Annotated in this window: 13 protein-coding genes; 9 read left to right on the top strand and 4 right to left on the bottom strand. The window is 70.5% G+C overall.

Annotated elements, in window-relative coordinates; translation table 11 throughout:
- Positions 1 to 97: 97 nt before the first annotated feature.
- A complete protein-coding gene (gene afsR, locus OG746_RS02775) occupies positions 98 to 3085 on the bottom strand; it encodes an SARP-family global regulator AfsR (RefSeq protein WP_266711261.1) in 2988 nt (995 codons plus the stop codon).
- Positions 3086 to 3310: 225 nt separating this feature from the next.
- On the opposite strand from afsR, the gene OG746_RS02770 reads away from it, so the two are divergent.
- The 8 genes from OG746_RS02770 (at position 3311) to OG746_RS02735 (ending at position 14997) form a co-directional block, all read left to right on the top strand.
- The gene (locus OG746_RS02770) at positions 3311 to 4579 is read left to right on the top strand and encodes an amidohydrolase family protein (RefSeq protein WP_266711260.1); all 1269 of its coding nucleotides are present in this window, start codon (positions 3311 to 3313) and stop codon (positions 4577 to 4579) included.
- Between the two features lie 464 nt (positions 4580 to 5043).
- Positions 5044 to 5979, top strand: a complete 936-nt coding sequence (locus tag OG746_RS02765; protein WP_266711259.1) for an LLM class F420-dependent oxidoreductase — start codon at positions 5044 to 5046, stop codon at positions 5977 to 5979.
- Positions 5980 to 6059: 80 nt separating this feature from the next.
- Positions 6060 to 6848 (top strand): SDR family NAD(P)-dependent oxidoreductase, encoded by a 789-nt coding sequence (locus tag OG746_RS02760; protein ID WP_266711258.1) that lies wholly within the window; start codon positions 6060 to 6062, stop codon positions 6846 to 6848.
- Between the two features lie 163 nt (positions 6849 to 7011).
- The gene (locus OG746_RS02755) at positions 7012 to 8130 is read left to right on the top strand and encodes an LLM class flavin-dependent oxidoreductase (protein WP_266711257.1); all 1119 of its coding nucleotides are present in this window, start codon (positions 7012 to 7014) and stop codon (positions 8128 to 8130) included.
- Between the two features lie 134 nt (positions 8131 to 8264).
- A complete protein-coding gene (locus OG746_RS02750) occupies positions 8265 to 10004 on the top strand; it encodes an N-acyl-D-amino-acid deacylase family protein (protein ID WP_266711256.1) in 1740 nt (579 codons plus the stop codon).
- Positions 10001 to 11464, top strand: a complete 1464-nt coding sequence (locus tag OG746_RS02745) for an aldehyde dehydrogenase family protein (RefSeq protein WP_266711255.1) — start codon at positions 10001 to 10003, stop codon at positions 11462 to 11464. Before OG746_RS02750 ends, OG746_RS02745 begins: the two co-directional genes overlap by 4 nt.
- 166 nt (positions 11465 to 11630) lie before the next feature.
- Positions 11631 to 13208 (top strand): serine/threonine-protein kinase, encoded by a 1578-nt coding sequence (locus OG746_RS02740; protein ID WP_266711254.1) that lies wholly within the window; start codon positions 11631 to 11633, stop codon positions 13206 to 13208.
- Between the two features lie 229 nt (positions 13209 to 13437).
- On the top strand, positions 13438 to 14997 hold the full coding sequence (locus OG746_RS02735) for an APC family permease (protein WP_266711253.1): 1560 nt from the start codon (positions 13438 to 13440) through the stop codon (positions 14995 to 14997).
- Positions 14998 to 15003: 6 nt separating this feature from the next.
- Here OG746_RS02735 and OG746_RS02730 read toward each other — a convergent pair whose 3' ends face one another.
- Positions 15004 to 16536 (bottom strand): CehA/McbA family metallohydrolase, encoded by a 1533-nt coding sequence (locus tag OG746_RS02730; RefSeq protein ID WP_266711252.1) that lies wholly within the window; start codon positions 16534 to 16536, stop codon positions 15004 to 15006.
- 115 nt (positions 16537 to 16651) lie between these two features.
- Positions 16652 to 17002: a hypothetical protein gene (locus OG746_RS02725; RefSeq protein ID WP_266711251.1), complete on the bottom strand. Its 351-nt coding sequence runs from the start codon at positions 17000 to 17002 to the stop codon at positions 16652 to 16654.
- Positions 17003 to 17090: 88 nt separating this feature from the next.
- Between OG746_RS02725 and OG746_RS02720 the strand changes: the two genes are divergently transcribed.
- A complete protein-coding gene (locus OG746_RS02720) occupies positions 17091 to 19691 on the top strand; it encodes a bifunctional FO biosynthesis protein CofGH (protein ID WP_266711250.1) in 2601 nt (866 codons plus the stop codon).
- 246 nt (positions 19692 to 19937) lie between these two features.
- On the opposite strand, the gene OG746_RS02715 is transcribed toward OG746_RS02720, so the two are convergent.
- A complete protein-coding gene (locus OG746_RS02715; RefSeq protein ID WP_266711249.1) occupies positions 19938 to 20948 on the bottom strand; it encodes an AraC family transcriptional regulator in 1011 nt (336 codons plus the stop codon).
- Between the last annotated feature and the right edge of the window lie 146 nt (positions 20949 to 21094).

The raw sequence follows: 21094 nt of genomic DNA, 5'->3' as shown, positions 1-21094 counted from the left end.
TCGCGATAAACGAACGATGAACGTCCCGAGGGACCGCTCTGAGGGGCCGCTCCGAGGGATCGCCCCGAGGGAGCGTCGCGGCTGAAGTCGCCGCTCGCTACGACGCCTTGGCCGGCGCCAGGAGTGACCGTACGTCAACGGCCTCCGGCGAGCCCAGTTCCTCGTAGATGTCGAGGGCCTCGCGCCAGCAGACCTCGGCGCGGCCCGATTGGCCGAGGTCCCTGAGGGCCTTGCCCAGGACGGTGAGTACGTTGCCCCGGCGCCACGCCCCGCCGATGCCGCGCAGCATCGTCAGCGCCGATTCGGCGTTGCTCGCGGCGCGCGTCGGCTGCTGGGCGTTCAGGTCCACCTCGGCCAGCCGGCACAGGGCCATGCCCTCCCAGAGCCGCTGGCGGCTGTTCCGGAAGATGACGAGCGCCTGCTCCAACTGCTCGGTGGCGGCCGCGTGTTGGCCCGTGCTGCCCAGTGCGAGGCCCAACGCGTAGCGGCCGTTCGCGACCCGGAGGGAGTGGCCGAGCCGCTCGTAGATCTCCGTGCCCTGCCGGGCGAGGGTGACCGCGGAGTCCGCGCGGCCGGTGGCCAGGTGGATCCGGGACAGGTTGCACAGGGGGCTGGCCGAGCCGGCCAGGTCCCCGCACGTCGTGAACTCCTTTATGGCCCGGTTGAAGTAGACCTCGGCGTCCTTGTGGCGGCTTTGGTAGAAGGCGATGTTCCCCAGGATGTTCGCCGCCCAGCAGCGCGCCAGCGGGTCGTCATGGGTCTCGGCGAGGGCGAGCGCCTGGTGCGCCTCCTGCTCGGAGCGGTCGAAGGCGCCCGAGAAGAGCCGTGCGTTGCTCAGCACCACGCAGGCCCTGCCCTCGCCCCGGACGTCGGCCATCGCCTGGGAGGCCTCGTGCAGCAGGGCGGCCGTCGCCTCGTACTCCTTCGCGTTGGCACCCGACTCGGCCAGGTCGACCGCCGCCCACAAGAGGTCGATGCCTCGGCGCAGGGTGCCCTTCCCGGTCGCCTGCCGGGCGCAGGCGAGGAGCGGAACCGCCTCGTTGTAGAGCCAGTCACGGCCCGTCTGCCGGTCGTCGAAGGAGAGCCCCGCATGGACGGTCGGCGTCAGGTGGTCCACCAGCCGGTCGCCGGGACGCTCGATCGAGTACACCTCTGCCGCCGTCGCCAGATAGAAGTCCAGCAGGCGGGAGAGCGCCCCGTCCCGGTCCGTGCTCGTCTCGTCCCGTTCCGCGCACGCACGCGCGTAGAGGCGTACGAGGTCGTGGTAGCGGTAGCGGCCCGGGGCGGCGGATTCCAGGAGGGAGGTGTCGACCAGGGACTCCAGGACGTCCTCCGTCGACTCGATGTCGAGGTCCAGGACCGCGGAGGCCGCCGCGAGGGAGATGTCGGGGCCGTCGGCGAGGCCGAGGAGGCGGAAGGCGCGGGACTGGGCCGGCTCCAGTTGGCCGTAGCCGAGTTCGAAGGTGGCCTTGACCGCGAGGTCGCCGGCCTGGAGCTCGTCGAGGCGGCGGCGCTCGTCGGCGAGCTTCGCGGCGAGGACCGAGACCGTCCATGTGCGGCGGGCCGCGAGGCGGGAGGCCGCGATGCGGATCGCCAGGGGGAGGAAGCCGCAGGCCGCGACGACGTCGAGCGCCGCCTTGCGTTCCGATGTCACGCGCTCCTCGCCGACGATGCGGGTGAAGAGGAGCAGTGCCTCGTCGGGCGACATGACGTCCAGGTCCACCAGGTGCGCGCCCACCAGGTCGACCATCCGGACGCGGCCCGTGATCAGCGCCGCGCAGCCCGCCGTGCCGGGCAGCAGCGGCCTGACCTGCGCCGCGTCCCGCGCGTTGTCGAGGAGGACCAGGGTCCGGCGGCCGTCGAGGGTCGAGCGGAACAGGGCCGAGCGCTCCTCCAGGGACTCGGGGACCGCCGACTCCGGGACGCCGAGCGCGCGGAGGAAGGAGCCGAGGACCGTCTCGGGTTCGGCGCAGCGCGGGCTCGTGCCCTGGAGGTCCACGTAGAGCTGGCCGTCGGGGAACGCGGCGCGCGCCGCGTGCGCCACGTGCACGGCGAGGGTGGTCTTGCCGACGCCACCGATGCCCGCCACCGCCGAGACCGCCATCACCGAGCCGGTGCCCGATTCGGAGGACGCGGCGGCGAGCGTCTCGCTGAGTTCCGTCACGAAGGACGCGCGGCCCGTGAAATCCGGAACCGTGGCCGGAAGTTGGGCCGGGCGCTGCGGTGTCTGCGAGGGCTCAGGTGGCTGCGCCGAGGGCTCCGCCAGGGACGGGTCCGCCTGGAGGATGCGCTGCTGGAGCTCCGAGAGGCCGGCGCGCGGGTCCACCCCGAGCTCGTCGGCGAGGAGGCGGCGGGTGTCCGCGTAGACGGCGAGGGCCTCCGCCTGGCGGCCCGAGCGGTAGAGCGCGAGCATCAGCAGTTCGCGCAGGCGCTCGCGGAGGGGGTGGTCCGCGGTGAGCGCGGTGAGGGCCGAGACCGCCTCCGCGTGGCAGCCCTGCTCCAGGTCCATGTCGAGGCGGTTTTCCAGGAGTTGGAGGCGCCATTCGTCGAGGCGGGCGCGCTCCGTCTCCGCGTGCGGACCCGGTACGTGGGCCAGCGGTTCGCCGTCCCAGAGGTCGAGCGCCTCGTTCACCAGCGTCCGCGCCCGGCACAGGTCGGCGGACTGCCGCGCCCGCTCGGCCTGCGCCGCCAGCTCCTCGGCCGCCACGAGGTCAAGGGCGTCGGGCCGCGCCATCCGCAGCGCGTAGCCGCCGGCCTCGGTCTCCAGGACGCCGGGGCCGAGGATCTTGCGCAGCCGTGAGGCGTACGTGCGGATCGCGGCCAGCGCCTGCGACGGGGACTCCTCGCCCCATACGGAGTCGATGAGTTCGGCCGCCGTCGCCGTGCGCCCCTGGCGCAGCAGGAGGGCGGCGAGGAGGGCGCGCTGCTGCGGGGAGCCGGTGGACAGGGGCTCTCCGCCGCGCCAGGCCCGCACCGGTCCGAGCACGCTGAAGCGCAGGTCGGCGCCGGTGGCCGGGGCCGCGTCCGAGGGGTCCTCGGGCGGGGCGGCACGCCGCTGCTCCGGTACCCGCGGTCCACCGGCCATCTTCACTGCTCCCTGCTGCCACGTCCGCACATCATTCTGCCGCGCCGTCCAACCGGCGCGCCGTGTCGCGCGCACATCAAAGACAACTCCCGTCAGTTTGCCTTGTTCCTGACGGAAACGTCAGCCATGGAAGGCACCCATCACAGAGACCTCACGCACGGGCCATCGGGAACCACTGGGTCCCCACTAGCTGACGGGTCGTCAGATCGGCGCTACCGTGAGCGCATGGAGACCACGGAGACAGAAAGCACCCGAAACGTTCAAACTCCCCTGGAATCGGCCGACTTCCCGCGAATCATCTCCGTCGACGACCACACGGTGGAGCCGCCGAACGTCTGGTCCGACCGGCTGCCGAAGAAGTTCCGCGACACCGGGCCCCGTATCGTCCGCGCCCCTCTGAAGGAAATGACCTTCCTGGGCGGGAAGTTCGCGCCGGTCATGGGCGCGCCCGGCGACGACGGGCCGATCGGCGACTGGTGGGTGTACGAGGACCTGCACCGGCCGCTGACCAGGCTCGACACGGCGGTGGGCTACGACAGGGACGAGATCAAGCTGGAAGTCATCACGTACGAGCAGATGCGGCCCGGGTCGTTCAGCGTGCCGGAGCGGCTCGCCGACATGGACGTCAACCACGTCCAGTCCGCGCTCTGCTTCCCCACGTTCCCGCGCTTCTGCGGGCAGACGTTCACGGAGGCCAAGGACCGGGAGCTCGGGCTGCTCGGCGTCCGGGCGTACAACGACTGGATGGTGGAGGAGTGGTGCGGGCCCGAGGCGCAGGGGCGGCTCATACCGCTGACCCTCGTACCGCTGTGGGACCCCGAGTTGGCGGCGGCCGAGGTGCGGCGCAATGCCGCGCGCGGGGTGCGGGCGGTCGCGTTCTCGGAGATTCCGCCGCATCTCGGGCTGCCGTCCATCCATACGGACGAGTGGGATCCGTTCCTCGCGGCGTGCGCCGAGACCGGGACCGTCATCGCCATGCACATCGGGTCCAGCAGCAAGATGCCGTCGACGTCGCCGGACGCGCCGCCGGCCGTCGGGTCGACCATCACCTTCGCCAACTGCTGTTTCTCGATGGTGGACTGGCTGATGAGCGGCAAGTTCGAGCGGTTCCCGAGCCTGAAGATCATGTACGCGGAGGGGCAGATCGGGTGGATCCCGTACATCCTCGAGCGGGCCGACGTGGTCTGGGAGGAGAACCGGGGCTGGGGCGGCGTCGCCGACAAGGTGCGCAAGCCGCCGTCGGAGTACTTCGCCGAGCACGTCTTCGGCTGCTTCTTCGACGACGCGTTCGGGCTGAAGAACCTCGACTCGATCGGGGTCGGGAATGTTCTGTACGAGACGGACTATCCGCACTCGGACTCCACGTGGCCCAAGTCGAAGGAGGTCGGTGAGGCGCAGATGGGGCACCTGGCGCCGGATGTGGTGGACCGGCTGGTGCGGGGCAATGCGATTGACCTGCTCGGTCTGGATCGGGATGGGTGCTGGAGGCCCTGATCGGGGGGCGGGTGTGGGGTGGCGGGGGCCGGGTGGCGGGGGCCGGGGGCTCGGTGCTCGGTGCTCGGTGCCCGGAGGCGGGGTTGCGGTCGCGGGGCTCTGCCCCGGGCCCCGCTGCTCAATCGCCGCAGGGGCTTTATTTGGGCCCCGCGCCTCGATCGCCGGCCGGGCTTGAAAGATCGGGGCTCTGCCCCGGACCCCGCGCCTCAATCGCCGGCGGGGCTTTATTTGGGGCTCTGCCCCATACCCCGCTGCTCAATCGCCGCAGGGGCTCTATTTGGGGCCCCGCGGGCTCTCGTCACCAGAGCGGGGATTGATTTGGGGCTCCGCCCCGGGGGGCCGGGGCGGAGCCCCGTGGCGTGGGACCGTGCGAGAACTCTTGCCTGACGCACCGTCAGACCTCAGGATGTTGCGCATCCGCCGAATGTGACGGACCGTCAGGAAACCTAGTGGCAGGGGTTCTCATGGCTTCGCTCGCCTACGGGATGCAGCTCCCGATTCAGTCCCAGAGCGCCATCTACGCCGAACCCTGGGAGGCCGGCGCCGGTGTGGAGGATCTCGCAGAGGTCGCCCGCACCGCCGACCGGAGCGGGTTCGACTACATCGCGAGCTGCGACCACGTCGCCATCCCGCGCCGGCTCGCCGACGCCATGTCGACGACCTGGTACGACCCCGTCGCCACGCTCGCCTTCCTGGCCGGCATCACCGAGCGCGTGCGGCTGCTCAGCCACGTCGCGGTCGTCGGCCTGCGGCATCCGCTCGTCTCGGCCAAGCAGTACGCGACCCTCGACCACCTCAGTGGCGGGCGGCTCGTCCTGGGCGTCGGGGCCGGGCACGTACAGGAGGAGTTCGAGGCGCTTGGCGTCGACTTCGCGCGGCGCGGCGCCGTGCTCGACGAGAGCGTGGACGCGTTGAAGGCCGCGCTCGGACCCGAGGAATTCCCCGTGCACAAGGGGGAGTTGTTTCGGTTCGAGGGGCTTGGGCAGCGGCCGAGGCCCGCCCAGGCGCGCGTGCCGATCTGGGTCGGCGGCTCCTCCGCCCCCGCCGTGCGCCGGGCCGCGCTCAAGGGCGACGGGTGGCTGCCGCAGGGCGACCCGCGGGACCGGCTCCCGCAGCAGATCGAGAAGCTGCGGCGGCTGCGCGCCGAGGCCGGGATCGAGGCGCCGCTCACCGTGGGCGCGATCACCGAGCCGCTGTACATGGGCGAGCCGACGTGGGACGTCGGGCGGCGCACCCTGTCCGGTTCGGGCGAGGCGATCGCCGAGTCGCTGCGGGCCTACGCCGCGATGGGCGTCCGGCAGATCCAGATCCGCTTCCGCAGCCGGACGCGCGAGGAACTCACCGACCAGATGGCGGCCTTCGCCGCCGATACCGCTCCGCACCTGAACGACGTCACCTGATCGACGTCATCCGATCGACGTCATCCGATCGACGTCATCCGACCGACGTCAACTGACCGACAAGTTAAGGGGTTTGACGCATGGGCAAGCTCGACGGACGCGTGGTCCTCATCACCGGTGCGGCGCGCGGACAGGGGGAGCAGGAGGCACGGCTCTTCGCCTCGGAAGGGGCGAAGATCGTCGTCGCCGATGTGCTCGACGATCAGGGCGAGGCCGTCGCCAAGGACATCGGCAACGGAAACGCCGTCTACGTACACCTGGACGTGAGCAAGGAGGAGGACTGGGTCGCCGCCGTCGGCTCGGCGAAGGCCGCCTTCGGGAAGATCGACGGGCTCGTCAACAACGCGGGGATTCTGCGGTTCAACGAGCTGGTTTCGACGCCTCTGGATGAGTTTCAGCAGATCATTCAGGTCAATCAGGTGGGGGCGTTTCTGGGAATCAAGACCGTCGCGCCCGAGATCGGTGCCGCGGGCGGCGGGTCGATCGTCAACACCTCCTCGTACACGGGGGTGACGGGCATGGCGTACGTCGGCGCGTACACCGCCACCAAGCACGCCATCGTGGGGCTCACGCGGGTCGCCGCGCTGGAGCTGGCCGCGCAGAAGATCCGCGTCAACGCCGTCTGCCCCGGCGCCATCGACACCGCCATGAGCAACCCCTCCCAGCTCGACCCCGAGGCCAACACCGAGGAGGCGGCCCAGGCGCTCGACGACCTGTACCGCAAGCTCGTGCCGCTCGGCCGGGTCGGGAAGCCGGAGGAGGTCGCGCGGCTCGCGCTCTTCCTCAGCTCCGAGGAGGACTCGGCGTACATCACCGGGCAGCCGTTCGTCGTGGACGGCGGGTGGCTGGCGGGCGTCAGCGTGCTGTGACCGCCCGTCCCCTTTCGAATCGAACTCTCGCTTGAACCCTTCGGGCCACCTCTCCAGCAGTAGCTGACGATGCGTCAGGTATTGACGGTGGGCGGGTCCGGTGGAACAGTCGATCCAACCAATCTGACGATGCGTCAGAAACTGACGAGGACGGTGAACCTCCTTGGAATTCGGGCTCTTTGTACAGGGATACTTGGGCAAGCAGGCGCTGACCGACCCGACGGCCGAGCACCGCGCGCTCATGAACGAGACCGAGTACGTCATCCAGGCGGACAAGTCCGGCTTCAAGTACGCCTGGGCGTCCGAGCACCACTTCCTGGAGGAGTACTCGCACCTTTCCGCGAACGATGTGTTCCTCGGGTACCTGGCCCATGCGACCGAGCGCATTCACTTGGGCTCCGGCATCTTCAATCCGCTCGCGCCGGTCAACCACCCGGTGAAGGTCGCCGAGAAGGTGGCCATGCTCGACCACCTCAGCGAGGGGCGGTTCGAGTTCGGCAGCGGGCGCGGCGCCGGCTCCCACGAGATCCTCGGGTTCATGCCGGGTGTGACCGACATGAACTACACCAAGGAGATCTGGGAAGAGACCATCCGCGAGTTCCCGAAGATGTGGCTCCAGGACGAGTACGTCGGGTTCAAGGGCAAGCACTGGGAGCTGCCGCCCCGCAAGATCCTGCCCAAGCCGTACGGGAAGTCGCACCCCGCCATGTGGTACGCCGCCGGGTCGCCGCCGTCGTACGCCATGGCGGCCAAGAAGGGGCTCGGCGTGCTGGGCTTCAGCGTGCAGAAGGTCTCCGACATGGAGTGGGTGCTCGAGCAGTACAAGACCGCCATCCAGGACCCGGACCCCATCGGTGACTTCGTCAACGACAACGTCATGGTGACGTCCACGGCGATCTGTGCCGAGACGCACGAGAAGGCGGTGCAGATCGCTGTGGGCGGCGGGCTCAACTACCTGCAGTCGCTGCTGTTCCGGTACCACGACACGTTCCCGCGGCCGGAGGGGATACCGGAGTGGCCCGAGCTGCTCCCGGACTACTCCGAGGAGATCATCGAGCTGCTCATCGCCGAGGAGCTGATGATCTGCGGGGACCCGGACGAGGTGCTGCAGCAGTGCAAGCGGTGGGAGCAGGCGGGCGCCGATCAGTTGTCGTTCGGGTTGCCGATCGGGGTGTCGCATGAGGACACGCTCAATTCGATCAAGCTGATCGGGGAGCACGTGATTCCGAAGATCGACACGGATCCGGTGCACCGGACGACCAGGTTCAGGTCGGCTGCGTAGTCCGTTTGAGCCGCCCCGGCTTTCCCCCTCCCGGACGGGAGAGCCGGGGCCCTGTCGTTGCACACGACTCGGGGCTCTGCCCCGGACCCCGCTGCTCAATCGCCGCAGGGGCTTGATCGTTGGGGGTACCACTCATGCTCGACCACCTCATCAAGGGCGCCACCGTTGTCGACGGGACCGGGGCGCCCGGGTTTGTTGCTGATGTCGGGATTCGGGACGGGCGGATTGCCGTTGTTGCCGAGTCCGGAAAGGTCGCCGAGGAGGCGCGGAGCACCGAGGATGCCTCGGGGCTCGTGCTCGCGCCCGGGTTCGTCGATCCGCACACTCATTACGACGCCCAGTTGTTCTGGGATCCGTATGCCACCCCCTCGTTGAACCATGGGGTGACGACGGTCGCCGGTGGCAACTGTGGCTTCACGCTTGCCCCGTTGAACCCGGAGCAGCCCGGTGACGCCGACTACACGCGGCGGATGATGTCCCGCGTGGAGGGGATGTCGCTGGTCGCCCTCGAGGAGGGTGCTCCGTGGACGTGGAATTCGTTCGGGGACTATCTGGGCGCTCTCGACGGGCGGATCGCCGTCAACGCCGGGTTCATGGTGGGGCACTGCGCCCTGCGGCGGTACGTGATGGGGGCCGAGGCCGTCGGCGGGCAGCCGACTCCTGAGCAACTCGACCGGATGGTCGGGCTGTTGAAGGACGCGATGGACGCCGGGGCCTGGGGGCTCTCCACCACCCAGTCGTCCTCGCACTCCGACGGGGACGGCGAGCCCGTCGCCTCCCGGCACGCGAAGCCCGCCGAGTTGATCGCGCTGAGCAAGGCGGTCGGTGAGTACGAGGGGACGCAGATCGAGGCCATCGTGGCAGGGTGTCTCGATCAGTTCAGTGACGATGAGATCGAGTTGTTCGTGGACATGAGCGCTGCTGCCGGCCGGCCGCTCAACTGGAACGTGCTCACCATCGATGCCTCCGTGCCCGAGCGGGTGCCGCGGCAGCTGGAGGCGAGCGAGCGGGCCCGGAAGTCGGGTGGGCGGATCGTCGCGCTGACCATGCCGATCCTGACGCCGATGAACATGTCCCTCGGGACGTTCTGTGCGCTCAATCTGATACCCGGGTGGGGCGAGATCCTCGCGTTGCCCGTCGATGAGCGGATCGCCAAGCTCCGCGACCCCGACGTGCGCGGCGAGATGCTGCGGCGCGCCGACAGCAAGGAGGCCGGCGTCTTCCGGCGGCTCGCGAACTTCGGGCGCTACGTCATCGGGGACACGTACTCCGAGGCCAACGAGGGTCTGAGCGGGCGGGTCGTCAACGACATCGCCGCCGAGCGGGGGCAGGAGCCCTTCGAGTGTCTCGTCGAGATCTGCGCCAACGACGGGCTGAGGACCGTGCTGTGGCCGATGCCGACCGACAACGACCCCGACTCCTGGGCGCTGCGGGCCGAGACCTGGAGCCACGAGGACGTCATGCTCGGCGGGTCCGACGCGGGCGCGCACCTGGACCGGATGTGCGGTGCGCCGTACACGACCCGGTTCATCGGGGACTGCCTGCGGGGACGGAAGCTGCTGGGGCTGGAGGAGGCGGTGAAGATGCTCACCGATGATCCCGCGCAGCTCTTCGGGCTGCGGGAGCGCGGGCGGATCCAGGAGGGCTGGCACGCCGACCTCGTGCTGTTCGATCCCGAGACCATCGATGCCGGCAAGGCGACTCTCCTGCACGATCTGCCGGGCGACAGCCCGCGGCTCGACTCCAAGGCCATCGGCATAACTGCCGTGTGGGTCAACGGGGTTGAGGCCATGCGTGAGGACGTCGTGAGTGGTGCCGTGCCCGGGAAGGTGCTGCGGTCGGGTGCCGATACGCGGACGGTGAGCACCAAGTGAGCGAATCACAGCGGCTGTTCATCGGCGGCGAGTGGGTCGAGCCCGAGGCCGGGCACTACGACGTCGTCGATCCGGCGCGCGAGTCCGTCGTCGGGCACGCCCCCGAGGCCTCGCGGCAGCAGGTGTACGACGCCGCGCGCGCGGCCCGCGACGCCTTCGGGTCCTGGTCGCGTACGAAGCCGGAGGAGCGGGCCGCGATTCTCGGCCGGGCCGCCGACCTCATGCAGCGGGACTTCGTCGCCAACGCCGGGCTGGCGCAGGCCGAGAGCGGGGCGACGACAGGGACCGCGCGCGGCATGCAGGTCGGCGTGGGCGTCTCGCGGTTCCGGCGGTACGCGAAGGGGGCCCTGGAACCGGTCGAGGAGGCGATGACGCCGCAGATCAACGAGGCCGGGCCGATGGGGAAGGCGGGCGTGACGGGCGCGCTCGCCGTGCGCCAGCCGGTCGGCGTCGTCACCTGCATCACTTCCTACAACAACCCGTGGGCCAACCCGGCGGGCAAGGTCGCCCCCGCGCTCGCCATGGGCAACACGGTCGTCGTGAAGCCCGCGCCGCAGGATCCGCTGTCCGTGTTCCGGATGGCGGCGGCCCTTGAGGAGGCGGGCGTCCCGGCGGGTGTCGTGAACGTCGTCAGCGGGACCGAGGTCGGCGTCGGCGAGGCCGCCGTCGACTCCCCGGACGTCGACATGGTGTCCTTCACCGGCTCCACCGCCGTAGGCCAGCGCATCGGCGAGGTCTGCGGCCGTTCCATGAAGCGGCAGTTGATGGAGCTGGGCGGCAAGGGCGCCGCGGTCGTCCTCGACGACGCGGACCTGGACTCGGCGGTGGCCGGCATCGGCACCACGTACGCCTTCTACAGCGGACAGATCTGCACGGCCCCGACGCGGGCGATCGTGCACCGGTCCGTGTACGACGAGTTCGTCGCCAAGCTCACCGCGTACATCGGCTATATGAAGGTCGGTGACCCGCGCGCGAAGGGGACCGTCGTCGGGCCCGTCATCTCGGCGGCACATCGGGAACGGGTCGAGTCCTACGTCGAGTTGGGGCGCAAGGAGGGTGCGACGGTCGTCGCGGGCGGCGAGCGTCCGGCCGGTCTCGACGAGGGGTTCTACGTCGCTCCCACCCTGCTCGCCGACTGCACCAACGACATGCGGGTGGTGCGCGAGGAGATCTTCGGGCCCGTCGTCGCCGTGGTCCCGTTCGACGGCGACGAGGACGAGGCGATCGCGCTCGCGAACGACTCCGACTACGGCCTCATCGACTACGTGTGGTCGGGCGATGTCGCGCGGGCCTTCCGGGTCGCGCGGCGGCTGCGGGCCGGCGGGGTCGGCGTGAACACCATCGGCCGGAACATGGAGGCCCCGTTCGGCGGCTTCAAGAAGAGCGGGGTGGGCCGGGACGTCGGCTCGTACGCCCTGCACGCGTACAGCGAGTGGCAGTCGATCGTCTGGCCGGGATAGCGCGCCATCACCATCGGCCACCATCACCATAGGCCGGGTGAACACCATCGGCCGCAACAGCACCACCAGCCCCACGGAACCCTCGGACCGCTCTCCTGCGTGTCTACAACTGAGCATGTGAAAATGCGCAATTGTAGATGGTCACTACGGCGGAACCGGGGGTTCCATGCAGGCGCTGGAGGCGCAGGATCCGCGCACGGTCGGTGCGTACCGGGTGCTCGGCCGGATCGGTGAGGGCGGCATGGGGCGGGTCTATCTCGCCCGTAACGCGGGAGGCCGCTCCGTCGCGCTGAAGTTCATCCACGCCGACATGGCGGCGCAACCGGGCTTCCGTGAGCGCTTCCGGCGCGAGGCGGACGTCGTGCGGCGGGTCGGGGCGCCGGGGACGGTGCCGGTCGTCGACACCGGTCTGGAGGAGCGGCATCCCTGGTACGCGTCGGAGTACGTGTCGGGGCCCTCCCTCCAGGACTCGGTGGATCGGTTCGGACCGCTGCCCGCAGAATCGTTGTGGCGGCTCGCGGCCGATCTCGCGCAGACCCTGGAGCATGTGCACGGCGACCGGCTCGTGCACCGCGACCTCAAGCCGTCCAACGTGCTGCTGTCGGCCGACGGGCCGCGCCTCATCGACTTCGGGATCGTGCACGCCGCGCTCGACGCGGGTCTCACCACGGCGGGCCTCACCTCGACCGGGGCGCGGATCGGCACCCCGGCCTACATGTCGCCGGAGCAGGCGTACGGCGAGAAGGTGACCGCCGCGACCGACGTCTACAGCTACGGGCTCACGCTCGCCTTCGCCGCCACCGGCGTCCAGCCGCACCGGGGCAGCCTCGACCCGCAGCTCCCGGGTGTGGTCGAGGAGTTGCGGAACCTCATCCGGCACTGCCTCGACCCGGAGCCTGAGCGGCGGCCGGACGCGGGTCAGCTCGTCGCCCAGGCACGCACCCGCGACGCCACGAGCGACACGTGGCTGCCCGCGCAGGTCGTCTCGCTGATCGCCCGCACGTCGGGGCAGCTCCTGAACCTGGAGGCGCGGGCCGACACGGTGATGCACGGGGCCGAGGCCGGCCCCGGGTCCACGCAGCCGGACGCGGGCGGCGTGTTCGGGCCGAGCGGCGGGGACTTCCACGACGCGGCCACGCGGGGGCCGGGAGTCGGCCCCGCGTCCCCGCCGCCGCCTTCGACACCGCCCCCGGCACCGTTCCCGGCCCAGCCCTCGACGCCGTACTCGACCCCGCCGGGCGGTGCGCTCCACGGGGGCCACGCCGGGTTCCACGGCGACGCTCAGCAGTCGACGGTCGATGCCTGGTCCTCCTCGTACGGGCGGCAGCAGCCCGCGGCGTACGGGGCGCGGCCGGTGTCGGGGCCGCCCCCGCGCGGTACCGCCGAGCGGCACGACGGGGGTCCCGGGCTGCCGGGGCGTCCGTTGCTCGGTCTCTTGTGGCTGGTGCCCGCGGGGTTCGCCGCGCTGGTGAAGTTCCCCAACGTGTCGGCGTTGATCGACGGCGCCGCCGTCGTCGTGCTGATCTCCAGGGCGGTCCTGTTGTACCGGCGGGGTGGCAACGACCGCGAGTACTTGGCGTTCTGGGCCGGTCTGGGGGCCGCGGTCGTGCTCGCCCTCTGCATCTCGCCCGGGACGCCCGCGCTGATGGCGATCCTCGCGCTCCTGACGCTCGCCCTGATCTACGCGGTGCCCACCGCCGTCAGCCGGTTCCGTGGCGGGGGCCGCCCGGCGGGGCGCGCGTGACGCAATCGGCACGGGAAAATTTTGAATCGGGCGAAATCGGGCCCGGCTTCGATTACCGAATATCGAACGCCGGGCCCGCTGCCTTGCTATCTGCCGGTAGGGTGAGTCGTGCGCCTGGAGATGATGGGGCGCACGCCCGAATTGCCCATGGATAACCAGCCGTCACGGCTGTGACAATTCCTGCCAGATCCAACTAGATGCGGAAACCGCAGGACTTAACGTCCTGTTCATGACTCAGTTGGACGCAGGGCCCTCGACGGGGCGGGCCGCAGACACCACCGGGGGCGGCGGGGGCAAGGGCCTCGGCGGGAACTCCGTCGGGCTGCTCGGCAGCGCCGTCATCGGCGTCTCCACGGTCGCCCCGGTCTACTGCCTGACCTCCACGCTCGGCTCCACGGCCGGCGAGGTCGGCCTCCAGATGCCCGCGGTGTTCCTCGCGGGCTTCCTGCCGATGCTGCTCGTGGCCTTCGCGTACCGGGAGCTCAACAAGGTCATGCCGGACTGCGGCACGTCCTTCACCTGGACCGTGAAGGCGTTCGGGCCGCGCGTCGGGTGGATGTGCGGCTGGGGCCTGGTGATCGCGACGATCATCGTCCTGTCGAACCTCGCCGGGGTCGCGACCTCGTACTTCTGGCTGCTCGCGGGCGAGATCAGCAACAACGCCTCGGTGGTGGCGCTCGACGACAACAAGGCCGTCCACATCCTCACGTGCCTGGCCCTGATCGCCGCGGCGACGGCGATCAGCTATCGCGGCATGACCGCGACGAAGGGCGTGCAGTACACGCTGGTCGGGCTCCAGCTGGTGGTGCTCGCCGTCTTCGTCGTGATGGCGGTGGCCAAGGCGGGCTCCGCGGACTTCGCCGGGACCTCGGTGGACTTCTCCTGGTCGTGGCTGAACCCGTTCTCGGTGCAGTCCTTCGGCGCGTTCACGGCGGGCCTGTCCCTCTCGATCTTCATGTACTGGGGCTGGGACACCTGCCTCACCGCCAACGAGGAGACCATCGGCAGCGACAAGACGCCGGGGCGCGCCGCGCTCATCGCGATGGTCGTCCTGGTCGGCTCGTACCTGGCGACGGGCGTCGCGGCGCAGATGATCGTCGGCTCGGGCGACAAGGGCCTCGGACTCGCCAACCCGGAAACGTCCGACAACGTCTTCGCGGCGCTCGCGGGCCCGGTGATGGGCCCGACGCTCGGCATCCTCCTGTTCGTCGCCGTCCTCGCCTCGGCCGCGGCCAGCCTCCAGACGACGTTCATCCCGGTCGCCCGCACGGTCCTCGCCATGTCGACGTACGAGGCGCTGCCGGCGTCGTACGCGCGCGTGCACCCGAAGTTCCGCACGCCGGGCCGCGCGACGGTCACGGCGGGCGTCGCCACGGCCGTCTTCTACACGGTCATGACGCTGGTCTCCGAGCACGTCCTCGTCGACACGATCTACGCGCTCGGCCTCATGATCTGCTTCTACTACGCCCTGACGGCCTTCGCCTGCGCCTGGTACTTCAAGGCGGAACTGCGCCGCTCGGTCCGCGACTTCACCTTCAAGGGCCTCTTCCCGCTGCTCGGCGGCGTCCTCCTGTCGGCGGTCTTCATCAAGACCCTCGTCGACATGTGGAACCCGGCGTACGGCAGCGGCTCCTCGGTCCTCGGCATCGGCTCGGTCTTCGTGATCGGCGTCGGCCTGCTGCTCGTCGGCGTGGTCATCATGCTGGTGATGGGCCGCCGCAGCCCGGCGTTCTTCCGCGGCGAGATCCTGAACCGGGAGACGCCGGTGCTGGTGGTGGAGGAGCCCTAGGGCGCCTCAGTCCCCCAGGAAGATCGGGTTCGTGAAGGCTGCCAGGGGGCCGGGGAGGCCCTGGGTCGTGGGGGTGTGGCGGATTTCCGCTCGTGCGTACGCCGCGTAGGACGCGGTCGTCGTCCAGGTCGCCGAGGTCGCGCCCGCCGCCGACGTGAACAGGGTGCCCTGGTCCGTGACGATGTGGAGGGTGCAGTCGGGTGCTGCCTTGGCCTTCAGGTGCACCGTGACCGGGGTGTCGGGGGCGACGGTCAGGCGGTCGCCGATGCCCGCCACCTCGCCCTTGCCGCCGGTTGCCGTGAAGGTGAGTTCGACCGACGAGGACTCGGCCACGTACGAGTGGCCCGCCTTGATGCCTGCCTGGATGGCCTCGCGGGTCAGGTCGTCCGCCAGGACCACGGTCTGGGGGCCGCCGACGCGGTCCGGGTCGCGGTGGGCGTCGCTGTTGCCCATCGCGGGGATCCAGCCCGTGCGGCCCTTTGAACGGGCGTACGCGACCAGGGTGTTGTCCCAGTCCGCCAGGGACACCTCGTCGTCCGGCGTGTACGGGCCGTTCCACACCTCCACCGCGTCCGCCTCGCCGAAGCCGAACTTCCAGCCGCAGCCGATGCACGTCGCGTGCGGGTGGGCGGGGACGACCAGGCCGCCCGCGCGGCGGACCTGCTGCGCGTACTTCGCCCAGCGGTTGTCGCGGGCCCGGTAGCGCCAGTCGATGAACGTGCCGGGGGCGGTGCCGAGGGCGACCACGTGGCCGTTGCGGGTGGTGATCTCCTCGCCGATCAGCACGAGGAGGTCGTCGCCCGCCACGTCCGACCAGTGGGCGTGGGACGAATACGTGTTGTGGTCGGACGTGTTGATGAAGTCCAGGCCTGCCGCGCGGGCCAGCTCGCCGATCTCCGCGGGCGTGCGGCGGCCGTCCGAGTACCAGGTGTGGATGTGGCAGTCGCCGCGGTACCAGGCGCGGCCCCGGCCGCGGGCGCGCTCCGGCGGGTACGTCGGGCGGGGGGTCTCGCCCGGCTTCCCGTGCGTCAGCGTCACCGTCACCTCGTACGGCAGGCCCTCCGGCGCCACCGTGTACGGGCCGAGCGCGATGTTCCAGGTGCCGGGGCGGACCGGGCCCGGGATGTAGCCGGGCGTCGCGTCGTCGGCGCGGACGAAGAACTCGGTGCGGGCGCCGCCGGACCAGCCGCGGAAGCCCTTGCCGCCGAGCTCCGTGCCGCGCTCGTCGAAGACACCGATGTCGAGGGCGTTGTTCTGGGTACCGGCCGGGAGCCCGGTGGCCTTCTCGTACGTGTAGGAGACCTTGATCTCGCGTACCCCTGAGGGCACCTCGACCGGGAGGTACACGTAGTCGGGCGCGCCCGGCGGCAGGGTGCCCTTGAGCGTCTTGGTGGACTGCGAGCCCTCGGCTGCATCGGCGGCATCGGCTGCGCTGGCGAAGCTCATGCCGGTGAGGGTAAGCGCCCCCGCGGCCCCCGTCGTGAGCAGCGCGCGTCTGCCGATGCCGTGTTCGTCGCCGGGCGTCTCGTCGGTGCACATGGTGCGGCTCCCCAGGGTGTCGGATGTGACGTGGGTGACCCTGGCATTGAGCCGTGAACTCCCCTCGAAGGGAAGGGGAGCGGCAGATTGCGTACGGCTATGGCTACAGCTATTGCTACGACTTCCGGCCGCGCAGGAACCGGGTCAGGACGAGCAGCACGACGATGACGACCAGCACGAGCAGGATCAGGCCGATCACCCCGAACGAGCTCTTCTTCTTCTTTTTCTTCTTGCTCTTCTTGCCGAACGATTTGTTGACGGTCTTGCCGACCTTCGTGATGACCGTCCTGTTGGTGGCCTGTGGGCTCGTCTTGGAGGCGGACTTCGTCGCTGGACTGTTCGCGGCAGCAGCTGTCGAAGTCGTCCCGGTCGTGGGGGCGGACGCGGATGCGGTCGCCGGAACACCGCCGAGCAGCAGCCCGCCCAGCAGCATCAGTACGGTCGTGGGTCGTGCGCGCAGAAGCATGCCGGGAGCGTAGGGGAGGACGGGGGCGTCGGGAAGGGCACAGGCGGGCGCCCTCGTAGTGTCCGGATGGCGCTCGTATGCTCGGTTCATGAGTGATCAGGACGCCGTACCGCAGCCCCCCGAGGCAGACCGTCCCACCGCCAACGCGATGCGCCGCGCACTGAAAAGGGCCAGAGACGGTGTGGCGCTCGATGTCACGGAGGCCGCCGTGCTGCTTCAGGCGCGCGGCGACGACCTGGCCGACCTCACCACGTCCGCCGCCCGCGTGCGCGACGCGGGCCTGGAGGCGGCGGGCCGGCCGGGTGTCATCACGTACAGCAAGAGCGTGTTCATCCCGCTCACTCGGCTGTGCCGTGACAAGTGCCACTACTGCACGTTCGTGACCGTCCCCGGCAAACTGCGCCGCGAGGGTCACGGAATGTTCATGTCGCCCGACGAGGTCCTCGACATCGCGCGCAAGGGTGCCGAACTCGGATGCAAGGAAGCCCTGATCACCCTCGGCGACAAGCCGGAGGACCGGTGGCCCGAGGCCCGCGAGTGGCTCGACGCGCACGGCTACGACGACACCATCGCGTACGTGCGCGCCATATCCATTCGCATCCTGGAGGAGACCGGGCTGCTGCCGCACCTCAACCCCGGGGTGATGTCCTGGACGGACTTCCAGCGGCTCAAGCCCGTCGCGCCCTCCATGGGCATGATGCTGGAGACGACCGCCGAGCGGCTCTGGTCCGAGCCGGGGATGCCGCACTACGGCTCGCCCGACAAGGAACCGGCCGTCCGGCTGCGGGTGTTGGAGGACGCGGGCCGCTCGTCCGTGCCGTTCACCTCCGGACTCCTCATCGGGATCGGTGAGACGTACGAGGAGCGCGCCGACTCGCTGTTCGCGCTGCGCCGCGTCGCCCGCTCGTACCACGGCATCCAAGAGCTGATCATCCAGAACTTCCGCGCCAAGCCGGACACGGCGATGCGCGGCATGCCGGACGCCGAACTCGACGACCTCGTCGCGACGGTCGCCGTGGCCCGCCACATCATGGGCCCCTCGGGGAACCTCCAGGCCCCGCCGAACCTCGTCGACGGCGAGTACGCGCGCCTCATCGACGCAGGGATCGACGACTGGGGCGGCGTCTCCCCGGTGACCATCGACCACGTGAACCCCGAGAAGCCGTGGCCGAAGCTGGAGGAGCTGGCGGCGCAGTCGGCGGAGGTCGGCTTCGAGCTGCGTGAACGGCTGTGTGTCTACCCGGAGTTCGTGACGCGCGGCGAGCCGTGGCTGGACCCGCGCCTGCTCCCGCACGTCAACGCCCTGTCCGACACCGACGGCCTCGCCGTGGCCGACGCGCCCGTCGTCGGCCGCCCCTGGCAGGAGCCCGACGAGGAGTTCACCGCCAGCGGCCGCACCGACCTGCACCGCACCATCGACACCGAGGGCCGTACGAAGGACCGTCGCGATGACTTCGACGTCGTGTACGGCGACTGGGAGGCGCTGCGCGAGCAGGCCGCGCCCGGCATGGTGCCCTCGCGCATCGACGGCGACGTACGCCAGGCGCTCAAGCAGGCGGCCGACGACCCGACGAAGCTCACCGACGACGAGGCACTCGCCCTCCTGCACGCGGACGGCCCGGCCCTCGACGCCCTCTGCGGCATCGCGGACGACATCCGTAAGTCGGTGGTCGGCGACGACGTCACGTACATCGTCACGCGGAACATCAACTTCACGAACGTCTGCTACACCGGCTGCCGCTTCTGCGCCTTCGCGCAGCGCCGCACGGACGCCGACGCGTACACCCTGTCCCTGGACCAGGTCGCGGACCGGGCCCAACAGGCCTGGGACGTAGGGGCAGTTGAGGTCTGTATGCAGGGCGGCATCCACCCGGACCTGCCCGGTACGGCGTACTTCGACATCGCGAAGGCGGTCAAGGAGCGCGTGCCCGGCATGCACGTCCACGCCTTCTCGCCGATGGAGGTCGTCAACGGCGCGACCCGCACCGGCATGTCCATCCGCGAGTGGCTGACCGCCGCGCGCGAGGCGGGCCTCGACTCCATCCCCGGCACGGCGGCCGAGATCCTCGACGACGAGGTCCGCTGGATCCTCACGAAGGGCAAGCTGCCGGCGGCGACGTGGATCGAGGTCATCAAGACCGCCCACGAGCTGGGCATCCGCTCGTCCTCGACGATGATGTACGGGCACGTGGACCAGCCCCGCCACTGGCTCGGCCACCTGCGCACCCTGGCGTCCATCCAGCAGGAGACCGGCGGCTTCACGGAGTTCGTGACGCTCCCCTTCATCCACACCAACGCGCCGGTCTACCTGGCGGGCATCGCGCGCCCCGGCCCGACCACCCGCGACAACCGGGCGGTCACGGCGATGGCCCGCGTCCTCCTGCACCCGCACATCCCCAACATCCAGACCAGCTGGGTGAAGTTGGGGACGGAGGGCGCGGCCGAGATGCTGCGCTCGGGCGCCAACGACCTGGGCGGCACGCTCATGGAGGAGACCATCTCCCGGATGGCGGGCTCGTCCTACGGCTCGTACAAGTCGGTCAAGGACCTGATCGCGGTCGCGGACGCGGCGGGCCGCCCGTCGAAGCCGCGGACCACCTTGTACGGGGAGGTGCCCGAGGAGCGGGTGGGCGCCGCCCAGGCGTCGGACGGCCATCTGCCGGAGCTGCTGCCGGTGTTGGAGCCGTAGGAGCGGGGCGCCACAGAACGGTCGGGTCCCGGGCCCGCCGCCGCTGACAAGGTGGGCGGCCGGGCCCGAGCGCGCAGGCTCTCCCGCTCTGCCTGCGCCACAGTCCGCCGCCGTACGTGGGATGGAGGGGAGCGGCGGGTGGGCGGCGCCGACACCGTCCATCTTCCGCGACATCCCGTGAGCGGGGCGGTATCAGGAAGGTACGGCCCGCTCCCGGGGCCGGTCTCGCCGTTTTGCGCGGGTCCGCTATCCGGTTCGCGCGAGGCTTCGCGAGGCGGCGAGCGTACGGGAAGGGGGCTCGCCGAACCGGTCCCGGTAGCGCCGGGAGAACCGGCCCAGGTGGGCGAAGCCCCAGCGGTAGGCGACCTCGGTGACCGTGGTCTCGCCGGGTGCGGCGACGCGCAGCGCCATCCGCACGTGCTGCATCCGCACCTCGTGCACGTACCCCATGGGCGTCATGCGCGCCTGTGACCGGAACGCCTCCTGCAGCGTGCGCAGGCCGACCTGGGCGACGGCGGCGAGCCGGTTCGCGTCCCAGGGCTCGGCCGGGTTGTCGCGCACCGCGTCCATGACGCGCTTCACAGCGACGGCGGGCATGGAGAGCGGAGGCGCGTCGAGGGCGTCGCGGTAGCGGTGGTCGGTGGCGAGCAACAGGCCTTCCAGCAAGGTCTGTTCGATCCGCCCCCGAACCATGGGGCTCTGGAGCAAGCCGCCCGGGCTGTTCGCGTCGAGCGCGGCCCAGCGCGCCAGACCCGCCCAACTGCGGCCGGCTCCCCGGGAGATGTCGAACGACGGGCTGAAGTCGGCATTGCGGTGTGCGGGCCTGCCCAGCAGTACCTCCAGCTGTCGGTGCACCGCCGCCTTGTCGATCTTGATGGTGAGGGTGTCGCAGTCGGGCGAGAAGTCGCCGACCCGGAAGCTCTTCGGGGGATTCATCATGCCGCCCGTGCGGGCCGACACGGGGGTGTCGGGCGCCCGGCCCTGACCGATGCTGAAGGAGCCGGTCGTCGGCGCCACGACGTGGTAGCCCTCCAGGTCGGGGACGTAGACCCGGATGGAGGCGCCGAACGACATGCGCCCGATCGTCACGCCACCCAGCACCACGACGTCGGCGTCGAGCTCGAAGTCCTGTGCCGTGGGCGTGTCCAGCTTCATGTCGTAGAACTGCTGCGACAGCACGGCGCGCGCCTCGTCCACGGAACGCGTGGTGAAGCGGTTGGCCGCGCTCGCAAGACCCTGCCCCTTGTCCGCGTCCATGGCGTCCCACCCTTTCCGATGCCCCTCAGCACCAGAAGACGTGTGTTTCCAGGGTCCTCCGTCGGGAGGGGCGGTGGGGCGGTTTTCGGGGCAATGTTTCCGGGGTTCGCGGATGTGGATGGCGCTCCGGAACCCGAGTTGGCGTG

The sequence above is a fragment of the Streptomyces sp. NBC_01016 genome (assembly GCF_026341035.1).
GTDB lineage: Bacteria > Actinomycetota > Actinomycetes > Streptomycetales > Streptomycetaceae > Streptomyces.
Note: the sequence above shows the minus strand (reverse complement) of the source record. Positions and strands in the feature narration are given on the sequence as shown.